Source organism: Crenobacter intestini (genome assembly GCF_004919095.1).
Classification (GTDB): Bacteria; Pseudomonadota; Gammaproteobacteria; order Burkholderiales; family Chromobacteriaceae; genus Craterilacuibacter; species Craterilacuibacter intestini.
On sequence record NZ_STGJ01000008.1, the window covers coordinates 1 to 16,515 of the forward strand.

Consider the following 16,515-nt stretch of genomic DNA (forward strand, 5'->3'; position numbering starts at 1 on the left):
TAGAGTTTGAGAAGCAATATTTCCAACGGCTCAAGAGTGTCTAGAGAAGCCGGGGCGATTCAAGGACCCGGTTGCTATCTTGAATAGGCGATGAAACGCAGAAGGACTCACATTGGCCATGCCGGCCATCATTTCAATAGAGATGCTGCTTCCATAGTGACGATGTATAAAAGAAACAACTTTGCCGATGCCATTATGAGTTGATTTTGCAGCAAGCTTGGCAAGCATGGGTCCATGTGGGCCCTTCAAAACATGATAAATCAACTCCCGCACTAACCCTCTCCCTATTACGCGACAGTCTTCAGCGTTTTGCAGGCAGGCTATTAGGCGGTCAACGCATGCTTGCATTGATTCGCTTACTACAGCCGGTGCTACCCCACATAAATCATCGGACAATGCCGGTGCAGGATTGTAAATCTGAAGCAAATCCCCCAAAACTGCCGGTTCGATATCGACAATAATTCCGAGTAGCGGATTTTAAGGTGTCGCAAATGTTTCGCACTCAAAAGGTGTGGGCAAGGCAACTACAAGATAGTTGTCTTCGTTGTAATGGAATGTTAGTTCGCCCAAATAACCTGTTTTACTGCCCTGTCCGATAATTACAATGCTCGCTGGATAAACAAGGAGCGTGCGCGCCACATGTTGCTCTCCCCAAAAAAATCGGACGGATGGAATATGTGTTTGCTCGACACCCTGAGGTCGAGTTCCTGCCAGCTTTGACCTGATTTCATACAACTGTTGGATATACATACAATCCCTCATGAAGTCCTAAAGCTTGCATTCGTTCACTTTGGTTCGTACTGATAGGCAATTTAAATTGTACAAAAATTAACAAAGCTTGGCGCGCTGCGTCTATTTGTCATGCAAAATTCATAGCAGGATCAGGCAAAAAATCAATAGGATTTGGCATCTCGCTATCTTTTACACATCCTACTCTGTACTTGAGGCGACAGGCCTCGTACAGATGATCAGGAGCTAACATGGTACAGAGCAGTGAAGTCTTCGTGACGGCACAGTTTCGAGTCCGCCCGGGGCAGGAGGAAGCAATGCGCAGCTTGTTGAACAAATTGGCAGAAGCTACGCGGACGGAAGCTGGTTGTCTTTCATACCGCTATTGCCAATCAACCACTGAGCCGCTTTGCCTGACATCGATCGAGCACTGGCAAGATGGCACTGCAGAGGCCGCCCACTGGAAAACACCGCATTTGCAAGAGGCACTGATTGCCCTGGGTGGACTAATGGATGGTGAGGCGGAGGTTCATCGCTACCGGCCGTTTGAATAGAATTGTATAGACTACAAGGAGAAAAGAGATGGCGAAAAAAATTCTGATTACAGGTGCAGGCTCTGGACTTGGCAAGGGCTGCGCTCTGGGTTTGGCTGCCGAAGGGCACCAGGTCATTGCTGCTGTCGAGTTGTGGAGTCAAGTGACTTTGCTAAGATCTGAGGCTCAGGCAGCAGGTCTGAATACCATGAATGTAATTAAGTTGGACGTATGTGACGAAAGTGACCGCGCTTATGTGGAAAGCTTTGATATAGATATTCTTGTGAATAATGCAGGGATTGGAGAAACGGGGCCAATTGCAGAAATTCCTCCAGAAAGAATACGAAAGGTTTTTGAAGTTAATGTGTTTGGGTCGTTGGCGATGGCTCAGTTGTTTGCCAAAAAGTTTGTAAATCGAGGGTCGGGCAAAATTGTATTTGTCTCGTCGATGGCTGGAGTTTCAACCTATCCTTACCTTGGGCCTTACAATGCATCCAAGCATGCTCTTGAAGCCATAGCGCAGTGCATGGCAAACGAGCTGAAAGAGTTTGGAGTGCAAGTTTGCACAATAAATCCAGGGGCATATCGAACGGGATTCAATGATCGAATGTATGAGACATTTGAGCATTGGTACAATCCAACTCGTAATTTCACCCCTGAAAAACCATTGCGTGACATTCAGGCTGCAATTGCGGCTCCAGTCGGACAAGAAGATCCTCAGGCAATGATCGATCTTATGGTGAAGACAATTCCGGCTGAACATCATAAATTTCGCACTATGATTCCTGCTTCGGTTGAACAGTGGTGTAAAGAATATCAGGCCCGACTCTGGGTTGACGAAATTTGAGAGACAGCCATGACTATTGAAGAAATTCGTGAGCTCGTTGCGAAAACCGAAACGCCACAAATTCGTGCTGGGGAACATCATCATTTTAACGATATATGGATCGTTGAAGCCAAAGGGAGGCTTTTTTGCAGGCAGTACTCGTTTGCAAAGAAAAGCTGGTACGACGTATTTCTACAGGATCCAATTGGTGCCGTTCGTTGCGGCGATCAGGTTTTTGCAATCAAGGCGCAAGTACCTGATGATCTTGAACAGATCGGTGCTGCAATTAACGAGGCCTATCTGGATAAGTACGCCAATCGTTTTCAAAGCTATCCAGATATTGCTCGGCAAATGACCGGTAGTCGCTATATGTCTAGAACGATGGAGCTCGTTCCAGTGGTCTAGTTGGGGCTAAATTCATCAGCAATGTTTGGACAGCTAATAAATTTGCAAAACGAAAGCCTTGGTTGGCGAATGCCTGCCAAGGCTTTCGTGGAGCTATGTTTGGATTCTGCTTGGTGTTCTGAAGGTCGGCCTTGGAGTCGCTAACAAACTGGGTGATGTATCTGCTTTTCTTTGGCATAAAACTCTAGCGAAAATGAAATGATCAATCAGGTGAAGAATAATATTTTACTGATCAATGGGCACGAATATTACGCTCGATCTCCAGGCGAATTAAGTGCGGCAATGTTTCTTTTGGCTACTAATTTGCTTGAGCGCAAAGGATATAATATCAAAACCACGATTGTTCAGTCTGGTTACGATATCCAAGACGAGCTAAATAAACACCTGTGGGCTGACTGCATAATAGTGCAATCTCCAGTTAATTGGATGATGGTTCCGTGGTCATTAAAAAATATTTTGACGTTGTATTTGCTGCCGGCATGAGTGGCTTATTTTGTTTGGGAGATGGAAGGGAGGCGGATAATCCTAAAGAAGGTTATGGAACCGGTGGTGTCCTGGTTGAAAAAAAATATATGCTGTCATTGACTTTCAATGCTCCGCAAGAAGCATTTAACAATCCAAGTGAATATTTGTTTCGTGGCAAAAGTGTGGATGATCTAATTTTCCCTGTGCATATGAATTATCGATTTTTCGGGATGGTGGCTTTGCCAACTTTTGCCGCTTTTGATGTTGTAAAAAGCCCGTCCATCAATGAATATTTTCAACGCTATAAAAATCATTTGGATCTATGTTTCTCATTGTCCGGGGATCAACAATCATCTTGATTGTTTGGTGTGTACTGATTTTAATTAGATAGACTCGCCATCTTGGTAGTGCTTAACTTGCAACCTGCAGATCTTGTTTTATCCCACGAAATGCAGCTAACAAAAATTTATCGATCATCGAAAAGTTAGGGATCCGCCAATCTAGCGACAACCCAAAATATAGGATTTTTTAGCTGGTCGGAGAGGCCGAAAGTCCCACGGCATAGTGACGTGTGGATGGTTGGAGCTCACGAGGACAAGGCCTGAAGATCCGCCAACACGGGCTTTGCGCGCAAGAAAAAACCCAACCGGGGCAGGTTGGGTTTGGTGTCTGGTGGAGCCGGCGGGAATCGAACCCGCGTCCGGAAATCCTACACAGTGAGTTCTACATACTTAGTCTCGCCATTTGGATTTAACCTTTGCCACGCCGACGGACAGGCTGGACATTGGCGAGTTACCTAGAGTTTCGCCCCGGGTCAGGTAACCCGGCTCGGGACTAGCTGATGTAAAGTGACACTGCAGTGGTTTGACCCACCCGGCCCATCAGCGAACCGTTGCAGTGTCTGGCGCAATTAAGCGGCCAGAGCGTAAGTTTCGTCGTTTGCGACTATTGCATTTCAGCGTTTTACGGGGTGACTGAAATCCCGGTATGCCCTCATCCGCTTCGCAACCCCCGTCGAAACCAGGTCGGCCCCAGATAAGTGAGGCCAGTATACCCCGGGCGCTTGGGCAGCGCCAGCGTTACAGGTGGGCAAGCAGTGCCTCGGGGCGCGGGATCTCGATGTCGGCACCCCATTCGGCGGGGCGGTCGCTGTCGGCGATGTAGCCCCAGGCGGCGAGCACGGTGGTCATGCCGACCGCGCGGCCGGCGGCGATGTCGCGCTCGGCGTCGCCCACGTACAGGCAGCGTTCGGGCGTCACACCGATGATCCCGGCCGCGTGGCGCATCGGGCGCGGGTCGGGTTTGGCGACGCCGACGGTGTCGCCGCTGACTACCACCGCCGGCGGGTGGCGGAAGGGCAGGGCGGGCACCAGCCGGTCGGTGAAGCGCATCGGCTTGTTGGTGATGATGCCCCATTGCAGGCCGCGCCCGACGATGCCGTCGATGAGTTCGTCAACGCCGTCGAACAAACAGGTCGACTCGGCGAAGCACGCCTCGTAGTGGTCGAGGAAACGCAGGCGGTATTCCTCGAAGCGCGGGTGGGTGGCGTCGATGCCAAAGCCCAGGCTGACCAGCCCGCGCGCGCCGTGGCTGGCGATCGGGCGCACGGCTTCGTAGGGCTGCGGCGGCAGGCCTTCTTCGGCGAGGAGGCGGTTGAGCGCGCCACCCAAGTCGCGCGCGGTGTCGGCAAGGGTGCCGTCGAGGTCAAACAGGACTGCCTGCATCATGCGGTATTCCGTGGTCGGGTTAGGCGTGCGGGCGGCCATTGTAACCGCCCGCGCGGCCTTAACGCAGAGTCTTGCCGAGGAACAGCTTGTACGCGGGGTTGTCGGTCTCGTCGACGCAGGGGTAGCCCAGCGTGTCGATAAAGCGCGCGAACGCCTCGCTGTCGCTGGCGGGGACCTGGATGCCGACCAGCACGCGGCCGTAGTCGGCGCCGTGGTTGCGGTAGTGGAACAGCGAGATGTTCCAGTCGGTGCGCATGGTGTCGAGGAAGCGCTTGAGTGCGCCCGGCCGCTCGGGGAACTCGAAGCGCAGCACGCGCTCGTCGGCCAGTTGTGGCGCGTGGCCGCCGACCAGGTGGCGGATGTGCAGCTTGGCCAGTTCGTTGTCGGTGAGGTCGATGCCCTCCAGCCCGGCTTCCTTCAGCGCGCCGACGATGGCTTCGGCGTCCTGCCGGTTGCTGATCTGCACGCCGACGAACACGTGCGCGGTCTTCGGGTCGGCGAAGCGGTAGTTGAACTCGGTGATGTTGCGGTTGCCGATCACCGCGCAGAAGCGCTTGAAGCTGCCCGGCGTCTCCGGGATGGTCACCGCGATGATGGCCTCGCGCCGCTCGCCCAGCTCGGAGCGCTCGGAGACGTGGCGCAGGCGGTCGAAGTTCATGTTGGCGCCGCAGTTGATGGCGACGAAGGTCTTGCCCTGGCAGGCTTCGCGCTCGATGTACGCCTTGGCGCCGGCCACCGCCAGCGCGCCGGCCGGCTCGGTGATGGCGCGGGTGTCCTCGAAGATGTCCTTGATCGCCGCGCAGATGGCGTCGGTGTCGACCACGATGATCTCGTCCAGCAGTTCGCGGCACAGGCGGAAGGTCTCTTCGCCGACCAGCTTGACGGCAACGCCGTCGGCGAACAGGCCGACGTCCTTCAATTCGACGCGGTGGCCGGCGGCGATCGACTGGCGCATCGCGTCGGAATCCACCGGCTGCACGCCGATCACCTTGATCCCGGGCTTGAGGCGCTTGATATAGCTGGCGACGCCGGCGGCGAGGCCGCCGCCGCCGATGGCGACGAACACTGCGTCGATGGCGTCCGGGTGCTGGCGCAGGATTTCCATGCCGATGGTGCCCTGGCCGGCGATCACGTCCGGGTCGTCAAACGGCGGGATATAGGTCTTGCCGGTTTCTGCCACCAGTTCCATCGCGTGCAGGTAGGCGTCGTTGTAAGACTCGCCCTTGAGCACCACCTTGCCGCCGCGGCTCAGGACGCCGTCGATCTTCACCTGCGGGGTGGTTTCCGGCATCACGATGGTCGCCTCGCAGCCGATGCGCCGTGCCGACAGCGCGACGCCCTGCGCGTGGTTGCCGGCGCTGGCGGTGATCACGCCGCGGGCGCGTTCCTCTGCGCTGAGCCGCGACATCTTGTTGTACGCGCCCCGGAGCTTGAACGAGAACACCGGCTGCAGGTCTTCGCGCTTGAGCAGCAGGGTGTTGCCGGTGCGCCGGCTGAGGTTGGGCGCGATCTCCAGCGGCGACTCGATCGCTACGTCATAAACGCGCGAAGTCAGGATGCGTTCCAGGTAGTCTCGAGAGTCGGCCGCCATTTTGCTTTCCTTTGTGAAATGCCCATGTATTTTAGAGGGTCAGGTTAGCAGGAAGCGGCCGGGCAGGGAAAGCCCCGGGGGCGGCCTGTACGGCTGATTTTGCCAGTCCGGACGCTGTTCGCGCGCCGCACGGCGCGGCGGGGTGTGTATAATCTGCGCCTGATTCTTTGTGAACCGATCGGTTCGCTTTCCAACGCAAGACAGATGATGAAAAAACTGACTTCCCTGCTGGTCGCAGCCACCTTCGCGCTGCCGGCCTTCGCTTCGGTTCCCTTCGTCCCGCCGGCACCGCAGATCGCCGGCAAGGCCTACTACCTGATCGATTTCCATAGCGGCGAGACGCTGGCCTCGCTGTCGCCTGACGAGCGCGTCGAACCCGCCTCGCTGACCAAGCTGATGACCGCCTACCTGACCTTCAAGGCATTGAAGGAAGGTCGCCTCAAGCCCGAGCAGACGCTGCTGGTTTCGCAGAAGGGCTGGAAGACCGAAGGCTCGCGCATGTTCCTCGACCCCAAGGTGCCGGCCAAGGTCGACGACCTGATCAAGGGCATGATCGTGCAGTCGGGCAACGACGCGTGCGTGACGCTGTCCGAGGCGATTGCCGGTAGCGAGGAAGTGTTCGCCCAGCTGATGACGGCCGAGGCCAAGCGCCTGGGCATGAAGAACACCAACTTCCAGAACTCGACCGGCCTGCCGGGCGACGCGCACTACACCACCGCGCACGACCTGGGCATCCTCGCTGCGGCGATCATCCGTGACTTCCCGCAGTACTACCAGATCTACTCGATGAAGTCGTTCACCTACAACGGCATCACCCAGCCCAACCGCAACCTGCTGTTGTACCGCGACCCCAACGTCGACGGCATGAAGACCGGCTTCACCAACTCGGCCGGCTACAACCTGATCGCGTCCAGCCACCGCGACGGCCGCCGCGTGGTGTCGGTGGTGGTCGGCACCGCCAGCCCCGAGGCGCGCGCGGTGGAAAGCTCGAAACTGCTCAACTACGGCTTGCAGTTCTTCGAAACGCCCAAACTGTATGCGGCGAACAAGGCGGTGTCCGAAGTGCCGGTGTACAAGGGCAGCGAGAGCAAACTCGGCGTCGGTTTCAACCAGGACGTGTACGTGACCGTCGCGCGCGGCCAGGCCGGCAAGCTCAAGGCCGACCTGTCGACCATGCAGCCGGTGATCGCGCCGGTGAAGAAGGGCCAGGTCGTCGGCAAGCTGACGGTCAGCCTGGACGGCAAGCCGGTGCGCGAAGTGCCGGTGGTCGCGCTCACCGCCATCGAAGAGGGCGGCTTCTTCAGCCGCCTGTGGGACAGCATCAAGCTCTGGCTCGGCTGGTAAGCGGCGAGGGCGGCGTTCGCGCCGCCCGCTGCCTTGTGCCGCCAGGCGAAGGGCGCAGTTTAGGAGACAGATTCATGAGTGATAACCCGGCCGACGCGCTGTTTGAATTCCCTTGCCGCTTCCCGGTCAAGGTGATGGGCGAGCGCCATGAGGAACTGCAGGCGCAGGTGATCGAGGTGGTGCGCGTGCACGCGCCGGACCTCGACGAGGTCGACGTGGTGGTGCGCGAGAGCTCGAGCGGCAAGTATCTGTCGCTGACGGTGACCGTCAACGCGCAGAACCGCGCGCAGCTCGACGCGATCTACCTGTCGCTGACCAGCCACCCGCTGGTCAAGATCGTCCTGTGACGAGGCAGGTCAGGCAACTGGGCGTTGCCGAGTACGAACCGACCTGGCGGGCGATGCAGGCATTCACCGACGCGCGCACGGCGGACACGCCGGACGAGTTGTGGGTAGTCGAGCACCCGCCGGTCTACACGCTGGGGATGGCGGGCAAGGAAGAACACCTGCTGCGCCACACCAACATCCCGCTGGTGCGCACCGACCGCGGCGGCCAGGTCACCTACCACGGCCCCGGCCAGCTGGTGGTCTACCTGATGATCGACTTCAAGCGGCTCGGTGTCGGCGTGCGCGAGCTGGTGCGCCGCATCGAGAACGCGATCATCGCGACGCTGGCGGGGTACGGCATCCAGGCCAACGGCGATGTCAACGCGCCCGGCGTTTATGTCGACGGCGCCAAGGTCGCGTCGCTCGGCCTGCGCATCAAGGGCGGCGCCGTCTACCACGGACTGTCGCTGAACGTCGACATGGACCTTACGCCGTTTGGCTGGATCAACCCGTGCGGCTACGCCGGGCTCAGGGTCACCCAGCTGCGCGAACTTGGCGTGGCGGCAAGCCTCGCCGAGGTCGCCGCGCGGCTGGTGCCCGAGCTCGAGCGCGCGATCGACGCGCCGGTGGCCGTCCCGCAGGCAGACTGAACAAACCGATACGCAACGACAAGGCACCCACAAGGTGCCACTGGAGAGCCCATGAAGCAGGACAACGAAGCCGGCATCAAGCACAAGGGGGCGTCCAAGACCGCCCGCATCCCGATCAAGGTGGTGCCGCTCGACGAGAAGCTGAAAAAGCCCGAGTGGATCCGCGCCAAGCTGCCGTCCGGCCAGCGCTTCGGCGAGATCAAGGACATCCTGCGCGCGCAGAAGCTGCATACGGTGTGCGAGGAGGCGACCTGCCCGAACATCGGCGAGTGTTTCAGCAAGGGCACCGCGACCTTCATGATCATGGGCGACATCTGCACCCGCCGTTGCCCGTTCTGCGACGTCGGCCACGGCCGGCCGAACCCGCTCGACCCGAACGAGCCCAAGCACCTGGCCGAGACGGTCGCCGCGCTCAAGCTGCGCTACGTGGTGATCACCTCGGTCGACCGCGACGACTTGCGCGACGGCGGTGCCCAGCACTTCGCCGACTGCATCAGCGAAATCCGCCGCGTCTCGCCCGCCACCCAGATCGAGGTGCTGGTGCCGGACTTCCGCGGCCGGCTGGAGATCGCGCTGGAGATCCTCGCCGCGACACCGCCGGACGTGATGAACCACAACCTGGAAACCGCGCCGCGCCTCTACAAGCAGGCGCGCCCGGGCGCCGACTACCTGCACTCGCTTGAACTGCTCAAGCGCTACAAGGCGCTGCGCCCCGAGGTGAAGACCAAGTCCGGCATCATGGTGGGCCTGGGCGAGACCGACGAGGAAGTGCTGGAAGTGATGCAGGACATGCGCGCGCACGACGTGGACATGCTGACCATCGGCCAGTACCTGCAGCCGACCGACGGCCACCTGCCGGTGCTGCGCTACGTGCACCCTGAGGTGTTCGCCGGCTTCGAAGCGCAGGCGACCGAGATGGGCTTCAGCCACGCCGCCGTCGGCGCCATGGTGCGCTCGAGCTACCACGCCGACCAGCAGGCGCATCAGGCCGGGGTGTAAGGCCTGTAGCCGGCTGGGTGCCGGCAAGACAAAAAACCCCGCCGGTCTCAGGCGGGGGTTTTTTCATGGTGCTTGCCCGCGCTGCGCTTACTTGGGTACGACGCAAGTATTGGCCGGGCAGGGGGCAAAGCCGATCTTGAGGCCGGTGTACGAGAACTTGTTCTCCGTATTGCTCCTGAACACCGTCGCATCGTCGCGAGTGGCCGTGACGCCGTAGTAAGGCAGGTTTTGCCCGCTGCTCTCTTCGGTCGTGCCGTAACCGAGTTTGGCGCCGGTCTGCCCCATCTTGCCGGTCAGGGTGGCAAACGGTGGTTCGACCCGGTTGGTCTGCATGACTTTCTTGTTCAGCACGGTAGGTGCGCCGGCCGTGACGCTTGCCGTTTTGTTGTTCGGTGCGAGGCGGATGGTCAGGTTGCCAGCCTGGTCAATCGTTGCGGTGTCGCCTTGCCTGAGGTAGTGGGCGACGACGCCATCGATGGCGTAATTCTGCCCATCCGTGCTGCTGGCCGTCGCCTTGCGTACGTCAGCGATGAACACGCCGGATGCACCGACCACACTGAAGGTGGTAGTCCCTTTGGCGTCAGGACGGGTAGTGACGAGTGCGGTGTTTTCGTCCACGCCGAAGCCGTAGTCCAGTCCGCTTTCCTTGACCGTGCGGATCAGGCGCGCTTCACGGCCGCGCTCGGAGAAGTGCGAGTCGAGCACGCCGTAATGGAAGAATCCGCCGCCGCCTTGCGCGTAAAGGTAGGCTGTATCGTCCGGCGCCGCACCGGTGCCGGGCTTGTAACCTTGCGTCAGGACCTGGTAAGTCGTGCCGCCGCCGATCATCGGTACGGGTTTGCCCTTCCAGAGGCCACCATTCTGGAAGTGGTCTCCGGCGCTGGTGCCTGCGACCAGCAATTTACCTTCTGCAAAGCGTTGGCGCAGGATGTCCAGTTGCGGGCTGATCTTGCTGAATTTGCCGTCGGCGTCTTTGGTGATGAAAGTTTCCACGTGACGGGCCTGTTCTCCGCCGAGGAAGTACGCCCCGTTCAGGGTTTTCAGCTTCTCGTTGAGCTTGGCCGCGTTGTTCGCGCATAGTTCGGGTTGGCGGGCGGCCAGATCCGGGTAAGTGACTTCGAGGTTGAAGTGTCCCGTCTCGCCGCCAGAGTTAGCGTAGCGGTTGGTGTACAGGTTGCTGTTTGCGCAGTCCTGGTTGTCGATCGCCTGACGCAGGCCGCCATCTAGGGCAAAGAATTCGACCTTGGCACCCGCCGCCTTCAGGAAGGACGACAGGATGTCGGTACTTTCATACGGGTTGCCGCTGGAACCGGTGAAGATACCAAACACCGGCGTCTGGCCGCCGTTCTTGGCGCGAGCGGCGTCGACCATCAGTTTGGTCATGTCCCGGGTGGCGGCATCTTTCAGGTACTGGTACGAGCGGTATTCGCGTTTGCGCGGGGTGTCGACGGGGACGGTATCCGAGAATACGCTGCGTACCACCGCCCACTCGCCGTCGGTCATGGCGGGCAGGGCGGAAGTGTAGTCAGCGCCGCTCTTCGTCAGTTTGCGGTTTCTGAATTCGCTTCTGAGGCCGAGGTTGGAAACGCCGTTAAACGTGCCTGCATTTCTGTAAGCCAGCGTCAGTGTGTCGCCGCCGCCGGCCAGGTCTTTCACCAGGTCTTGCAGGATCAATACGACCTTGTCCTTGTCGGCCGGTGTCTTGAAGGCGATTTGCTTGACGCTGTCGATGGTTGCCGGGCTGAGGGTGCAAACGTCGGCGGCGGCCGGAGACGTATAGTCAGGCAGGAATTTTCCGCACAGCACGGTGATGACGTTGTTCCAGTCATCCAGCGCGCCATTAAGCCACCAGCTGTCGCCATCCGCAAACAGCGGGTCACCCAGTTTGAATTGGTCAAGGGTGAGGGCTGATTGGCCGATCAGTTTCTCCCTGAGTACCTTTGCGGTAGCCGTTTTGACCGGCGCTGAAACAAGGGTGTCCGGCAATGCCTCTAGGCGTTGCAGATTGTTTTCGTTGACGCTAAATACTGGTGTGCGCGCGACATAATCGTAGTCAAAGCTGATGGCCGAGGGGGCGATGCCAAACTCTTTCGCCGCAATCTCTTCCCAAGAGGCGGTGCAGTTGGGTAATGCCGTATTCAAGGCACCGCCATCCAGGTCGAAACTGCTGCAAAACTTGTTTGAGCCGCCGACAATCACGTTGGAAATGGCTGCCTCCTTGGGGGCTTCAGGTGCTTTTTCGCTGCCCCCATTTGAGTTACTGCCACCGCCGAGGCATCCGGAAAGCAGCGTAAGGCTGCTGATTGAAATCGCGAGCACGTTTTTTTTCAATAGCATGGCAGTCCCCCATCTTGTGGTTGGTACGTGAATGATCCGACTTGAAATTCCCTGCTGGCCAGACTGAGTAATGGTGGTGCTTTGACGTATTTATTCTCCGATCCGTACTTGGATAATTTTTGGAAAATAAGAATGCGGCAGTCGCCATTTTTGGTGCGTGGCTGGAAGGCAAACCAATAATCCATCGTCAGGCACCATGGCGAGTCAAGGTAGCATCAGGGGGGTGGGCGTGTGAAATCAAAATTTTTGAGCAGGCAATGCGGATTTCTATCTGGTTCAAGCCAGACTGACTACTTGCCAAGGCAAGTCATTTCCCTGCTCGGTGCTGTGGATGTACCGATTGTCGCTTCACTAAAAAAAAGTGGCGACGCAAATTAAAATGCGCAGGCGCATAAAGAAGATTGGATACAACCTGGCTGTCTTTTTACGTTGCAGGACGGGAAAGGCGATGCAGCGGATTATTTACGCAGGTGTGATGACCTGTTGTGGATTTGCGACAAAAGGCTTTGCCAATGATGCGCTTTTCTAGCCTGGCCAGGACGACAAGTAAGCAGGGGTGTTGCGGGCGACCGGCTTGGGCTGCGGTCGGTGCTGTGGTTCAGCAATCCCCCGTAGATACGGGGGGCTTTTCCCTGCACGGTGGGTGGCGGGGCGCCGTTACTCTGTTCAGCCGGCGTGCGGGCTCTCCGCTGCATCCTGTAGGCGGTGGCTGGCGGAAGCGTCGAGGTCCAGCCCTTAGATCGCCTTGAGTTGGGCCACGACGGCGAGTGTCTCGGGCGAGAACGGCTGCTTGCCGTCGAAGGCGTGCAGGACGATGCCCTCGATGAGATCGCCCAGCGTCATGTCCTTGTGTTCGGCCAGCGCCTTCAGCACCTTGACCAGCCGTTTTTCCAGGCGGACGCCGGTCTGGATGTGCTCGACCGGAATGGGGGGCGCTCATGATATTGCCCCTGTTGTCTTGGTATGTATGTACCTTTGTTTCATCGGGACGCCAAAAGGGCGCGCGGCAGGCGCAAAAAAACCGCCCCTCATCAGGGGCGGTCTGGCTTGGCGGGTTCGCGGTGCGATCAGAACGCGAAGCTGTCTTCGTCCAGCGCCATCAGCGGCTTGCTGCCCGTCTTGATCTGCGCCTTCAGGCTTTCGACTTCCGGCAGCAGTTTGGCGTAGTAGAAGCGCGCGGTGGTGATCTTGGCGTTGTAGAACGCGTCGTCACCCTGGCCGAGCTTGCTGTACGCGACTTCGGCCATGCGCGCCCACAGCCAGGCGTAGGTGATGTGGCCGATCAGGCGCAGGAAGTCGGTGGCGGCGGCGCCGGCGTCGTCCTTGTTCATCATCGCGGCCATGCCGATGCCCATGGTGGTCTCGCCGACTTCCTTCAGCAGCTTGGATAGCGGGCCGACGAACTCGGCCAGTTGCTCGTTGCCGGCGTTCGCTTCGCAGAACTTGTGGATCAGCTTGCTGAACTTGCGCAGCTTGGCGCCCTGGTCGAGCAGCACCTTGCGGCCCAAGAGGTCGATCGCCTGGATGCCGTTGGTGCCTTCGTACAGCTGCGAGATGCGGCAGTCGCGCACCAGCTGTTCCATGCCCCATTCGCGGATGAAGCCGTGGCCGCCGAACACCTGCATGCCCATATTGGTCGCGGTGTAGCCGTTGTCGGTCATGAAGGCCTTGGCCACCGGGGTGAGCAGGGCGACCAGGTCGGCCGCGTCCTGGCGCGCTTCGGCGTCCGGGTGCTTCTCTTCGATATCGAGCTGCAGCGCGAGCAGGGCGGTCAGCGCGCGGCCGGCTTCGGTGTACGCCTTCTGGGTGAGCAGCATGCGGCGTACGTCCGGGTGGACGATGATCGGGTCGGCCGGCTTGTCCGGGCACTTGGCACCGGTCAGTGCGCGCATCTGCAGGCGTTCTTTGGCGTAGGCGAGCGCGCCCTGGAACGACGCTTCGCCCAGGCCCAGGCCCTGCATGCCGCAACCGAGGCGCGCGGCGTTCATCATGGTGAACATGCAGGCGAGGCCCTTGTTCGGCTCGCCGATCAGGTAGCCCTTGGCGTTGTCGAGGTTGATCACCGCGGTGGCGTTGGCCTTGATGCCCATCTTGTGCTCGAGCGCGCCGCAGGAGACCGGGTTACGGCTGCCGTCGGCGTGGAATTTCGGCACGATGAACAGCGAAATGCCCTTCACGTCCTTCGGCGCGTCCGGCAGGCGGGCCAGCACCAGGTGGATGATGTTGTCGGACATGTCGTGCTCGCCGGCCGAGATGAAGATCTTGGTGCCGGTGATGCTGTAGCTGCCGTCGCCGTTAGGCTCGGCGCGGGTCTTCAAGAGGCCCAGGTCGGTGCCGCAGTGCGGCTCGGTCAGGCACATGGTGCCGGTCCAGCTACCGTCGACCAGCTGCGGCAGGTAGGTGTCCTTCTGCTCGGCGGTGCCGTGCGCGTGGATCGCGGCGTACGCGCCGTGCGACAGGCCCGGGTACATGCTCCAGGCAACGTTGGCCGAGCACTGCATCTCCATGATCGGGAAGGCGAGGGTCTTGGGCATGCCCTGGCCGCCGTAGGCCGGGTCGCAGTCGAGGCCGGTGAAGCCCAGCTCGCAGAACTGACGGTACGCGTCCTTGAAGCCGGCCGGGGTGGTCACGCTCTTGGTGGCCGGGTCGTAGTCGCAGCCTGCCTCGTCGCCCGAACGGTTCAGCGGGGCGATTTCGTTCTCGCAAAACTGCGCTGCGGCTTCCAGGTAGGAGGCGAAGATGTCCTGGGTGGCTTCTTCGTAGCCGGGCAACGCCGGGATGGTATCCTGAACGCGGATCAGCTCGTTGAGGACGAAGTCGAAGTCACGCAGGGGGGCTTTGTAGGCAGGCATTCGCTGGATCTCCTTGTGGTGTCGCGCCCGGTGTCCGGGTGGGTTCGTCGCTGCCGGTACTTGCCAACAGCATTCAAACGTATGTTTAAATCAGCAGCGCCGCTTTTGCAATCCCCGCGCCGCATTTTTTTGCCTGCCCGCGACGGGAGTCGGTCAAATTGCGACAATTTCTGCATAAACATATGCCCAGCCGCGAGGAGGTGCTCGCCAACCCCTGGCTGCGCCCGTTCGCGCCTGTCCTGCTGCAGCCGGCGTACTGGACGTGGAACCGGCGCAAGGTCTCGCTGGCCGTGGCGGTCGGCCTGTTTTCAGGGCTGATGCCCGGGCCGACCCAGATGCTGGCCGCGGCGCTGCTCGCGCTTCTGTTCAGGGTCAACCTGCCGGTCGCGCTGCTGACCACGCTGTACACCAACCCGCTGACCTATTTGCCGCTTTACTGGCTGGCTTTTGAATACGGCCGCTTCTTACTCGATGTGAATGGCGCGGTTACAATGGACCTCGCGCCGTTGCCGGTGCTGTACGGTGTCGATCTCGGCCGCTGGCTGGTCGACTTCGCGCGCTGGTGCCGCGCGCTGGGCTGGCCGCTGCTGGTCGGCGTGCCGGCGCTGGGGCTGACGCTGGGCAGTATCGGCTACCTGTCGGTGCGCCTGGCTTGGCGCGTGTATCTGGTCGGGAAACTCAAGAAAAGGAGGGGCGTGCGTGCAACTCGATGAACAAAGGCTGGGTGGCGCGGAAGTGTTCCGCGGGCGTTTCTTGCGGGTGAGCCGCGACGAGGTGCGCCTGCCGGACGGGACACACGCAAGCCGCGAGTACGTGCACCACCCCGGTGCGGTCGCCGTGCTCGCGCTGACCGGTGACGGGCAACTGGTGCTCGAGTGCCAGTACCGCTACCCGCTTTCGCGCACCTTCATCGAGATCCCGGCCGGCAAGATCGACCCGGACGAGGCGCACGAGGCGACCGCGCGGCGCGAACTGATGGAAGAGACCGGCTACAGCGCGGCCCGCTGGGTCTTGCTTGGTACCGCCTACCCGTGCATCGGCTATTCCGACGAGGCGATCCACTATTACCTCGCCGAGGGCTTGGTAGCCGGCGAGCGCGCGCTGGACGACGGCGAGTTCCTCGAGGTGTTCACGCTGCCCCTGGCAACGGTGCGGCAGATGGCGGGTACGGGCGAGATCTGCGACAGCAAGACGCTGGTCGGGCTCTACTGGCTGGACGCGCATCTGGCGAAGGACGGGCGCGATGGCTGAAGTCGACCCGCGCCGCGACCGGCGCGTCACCCGCCGCGTGAAGATGGGGTGCAAGGCGAAGATCAGGGTACCCGCCAGCGGCGAGACCTTCTACGGCGAGTGCGTCGACCTGTCGGTCGACGGGCTCTCCGTGCGTTCGAACTTCGTGCCGCGCTTTGGCGAACGCGTCGACGTGGTGCTGATGGTGGCGGGCATCGGCACTCAGGCGGCGCGCCCCTTGGTGCTGCACGCCGAGGTGCGCCGCTGCAACGAGTGGGTGCCCGGCTACCTGTACGACATCGGCCTCAGGATCGTCTCGCGCGAACCGTGACGATGGCCTTGCCCTTCCCGAACAGCCGGCGCGTGCCGGCTTTTTTGTTGCTTTTTTTTTGCTTGTCTTGTTCGCGCTCGCTATACACAAAAAAACACCAAACATAAGTCGTAGGAAGTTCATCTGGCCAAAGGGGGACGCGGTTGCATTGCGCAGCGCGCTGCCCGGGT

Annotated in this window: 15 protein-coding genes, 1 other RNA gene and 2 pseudogenes; 11 read left to right on the forward strand and 7 right to left on the reverse strand. The window is 59.9% G+C overall.

What is annotated here, in order from left to right; genetic code table 11:
- Positions 1–30 precede the first annotated feature (30 nt).
- A pseudogene (locus tag E5K04_RS16875) lies at positions 31–762 on the reverse strand (AraC family transcriptional regulator N-terminal domain-containing protein).
- A 218-nt stretch (positions 763–980) separates the two neighbouring features.
- Between E5K04_RS16875 and E5K04_RS08090 the strand changes: the two are divergent.
- From E5K04_RS08090 to E5K04_RS16880, 4 genes and pseudogenes are all read left to right on the forward strand, one after another.
- Positions 981–1,283, forward strand: a complete 303-nt coding sequence (locus tag E5K04_RS08090) for a putative quinol monooxygenase (RefSeq protein WP_136552830.1) — start codon at positions 981–983, stop codon at positions 1,281–1,283.
- A gap of 28 nt (positions 1,284–1,311) precedes the next feature.
- A complete protein-coding gene (locus E5K04_RS08095) occupies positions 1,312–2,109 on the forward strand; it encodes an SDR family oxidoreductase (protein WP_136552832.1) in 798 nt (265 codons plus the stop codon).
- A gap of 9 nt (positions 2,110–2,118) precedes the next feature.
- Positions 2,119–2,493 carry a DUF2255 family protein gene (locus E5K04_RS08100; protein WP_136552834.1) on the forward strand — a complete coding sequence of 125 codons (375 nt, stop codon included), beginning with the start codon at positions 2,119–2,121 and terminating at the stop codon, positions 2,491–2,493.
- 198 nt (positions 2,494–2,691) lie between these two features.
- Positions 2,692–3,317 (forward strand): annotated as a pseudogene (locus tag E5K04_RS16880) (NAD(P)H-dependent oxidoreductase).
- A gap of 311 nt (positions 3,318–3,628) precedes the next feature.
- Here the strand turns inward: E5K04_RS16880 and ssrA are convergent.
- The 3 genes from ssrA to ilvA form a co-directional block, all read right to left on the reverse strand.
- Positions 3,629–3,991: a transfer-messenger RNA gene (gene ssrA, locus E5K04_RS08110) on the reverse strand.
- A 46-nt stretch (positions 3,992–4,037) separates the two neighbouring features.
- Positions 4,038–4,685 carry an HAD family hydrolase gene (locus E5K04_RS08115; RefSeq protein ID WP_136552837.1) on the reverse strand — a complete coding sequence of 216 codons (648 nt, stop codon included), beginning with the start codon at positions 4,683–4,685 and terminating at the stop codon, positions 4,038–4,040.
- 58 nt (positions 4,686–4,743) lie between these two features.
- The gene (gene ilvA, locus E5K04_RS08120) at positions 4,744–6,276 is read right to left on the reverse strand and encodes a threonine ammonia-lyase, biosynthetic (protein ID WP_136552839.1); all 1,533 of its coding nucleotides are present in this window, start codon (positions 6,274–6,276) and stop codon (positions 4,744–4,746) included.
- A 207-nt stretch (positions 6,277–6,483) separates the two neighbouring features.
- Here ilvA and E5K04_RS08125 point away from each other — a divergent pair, with 207 nt between their 5' ends.
- The 4 genes from E5K04_RS08125 to lipA all read left to right on the forward strand — a co-directional run bounded on the left by E5K04_RS08125 (position 6,484) and on the right by lipA (position 9,595).
- On the forward strand, positions 6,484–7,620 hold the full coding sequence (locus tag E5K04_RS08125) for a D-alanyl-D-alanine carboxypeptidase family protein (protein ID WP_136552842.1): 1,137 nt from the start codon (positions 6,484–6,486) through the stop codon (positions 7,618–7,620).
- Between the two features lie 74 nt (positions 7,621–7,694).
- On the forward strand, positions 7,695–7,967 hold the full coding sequence (locus E5K04_RS08130) for an HP0495 family protein (protein ID WP_136552844.1): 273 nt from the start codon (positions 7,695–7,697) through the stop codon (positions 7,965–7,967).
- Positions 7,964–8,596, forward strand: a complete 633-nt coding sequence (gene lipB / locus E5K04_RS08135) for a lipoyl(octanoyl) transferase LipB (RefSeq protein ID WP_136552846.1) — start codon at positions 7,964–7,966, stop codon at positions 8,594–8,596. Before E5K04_RS08130 ends, lipB begins: the two co-directional genes overlap by 4 nt.
- A 51-nt stretch (positions 8,597–8,647) precedes the next feature.
- Positions 8,648–9,595 (forward strand): lipoyl synthase, encoded by a 948-nt coding sequence (gene lipA / locus E5K04_RS08140; RefSeq protein ID WP_136552848.1) that lies wholly within the window; start codon positions 8,648–8,650, stop codon positions 9,593–9,595.
- Positions 9,596–9,682: 87 nt separating this feature from the next.
- On the opposite strand, the gene E5K04_RS08145 is transcribed toward lipA, so the two are convergent.
- The 3 genes from E5K04_RS08145 to E5K04_RS08155 form a co-directional block, all read right to left on the reverse strand.
- Entirely contained in the window at positions 9,683–11,932 is a 2,250-nt protein-coding gene (locus tag E5K04_RS08145; protein WP_136552850.1) for a type 1 glutamine amidotransferase family protein, read from the reverse strand.
- A 735-nt stretch (positions 11,933–12,667) separates the two neighbouring features.
- Complete coding sequence (locus tag E5K04_RS08150) at positions 12,668–12,805, reverse strand: hypothetical protein (RefSeq protein WP_205700324.1); 138 nt, start codon at positions 12,803–12,805, stop codon at positions 12,668–12,670.
- A gap of 194 nt (positions 12,806–12,999) precedes the next feature.
- Complete coding sequence (locus E5K04_RS08155) at positions 13,000–14,784, reverse strand: acyl-CoA dehydrogenase C-terminal domain-containing protein (RefSeq protein WP_136552854.1); 1,785 nt, start codon at positions 14,782–14,784, stop codon at positions 13,000–13,002.
- A gap of 182 nt (positions 14,785–14,966) precedes the next feature.
- Between E5K04_RS08155 and E5K04_RS08160 the strand changes: the two genes are divergently transcribed.
- Genes E5K04_RS08160 through E5K04_RS08170 form a run of 3 tightly spaced genes read left to right on the forward strand, consistent with a single transcriptional unit; the run spans position 14,967 to position 16,345 of the window.
- The gene (locus tag E5K04_RS08160) at positions 14,967–15,497 is read left to right on the forward strand and encodes a DUF2062 domain-containing protein (RefSeq protein ID WP_136552856.1); all 531 of its coding nucleotides are present in this window, start codon (positions 14,967–14,969) and stop codon (positions 15,495–15,497) included.
- Positions 15,484–16,035, forward strand: coding sequence for an NUDIX domain-containing protein (locus E5K04_RS08165; protein ID WP_136552859.1), 552 nt, complete (start codon positions 15,484–15,486; stop codon positions 16,033–16,035). The genes E5K04_RS08160 and E5K04_RS08165 overlap by 14 nt, the downstream gene beginning before the upstream one ends.
- Positions 16,028–16,345, forward strand: coding sequence for a PilZ domain-containing protein (locus tag E5K04_RS08170; RefSeq protein ID WP_136552861.1), 318 nt, complete (start codon positions 16,028–16,030; stop codon positions 16,343–16,345). Before E5K04_RS08165 ends, E5K04_RS08170 begins: the two co-directional genes overlap by 8 nt.
- Positions 16,346–16,515: the final 170 nt, after the last annotated feature.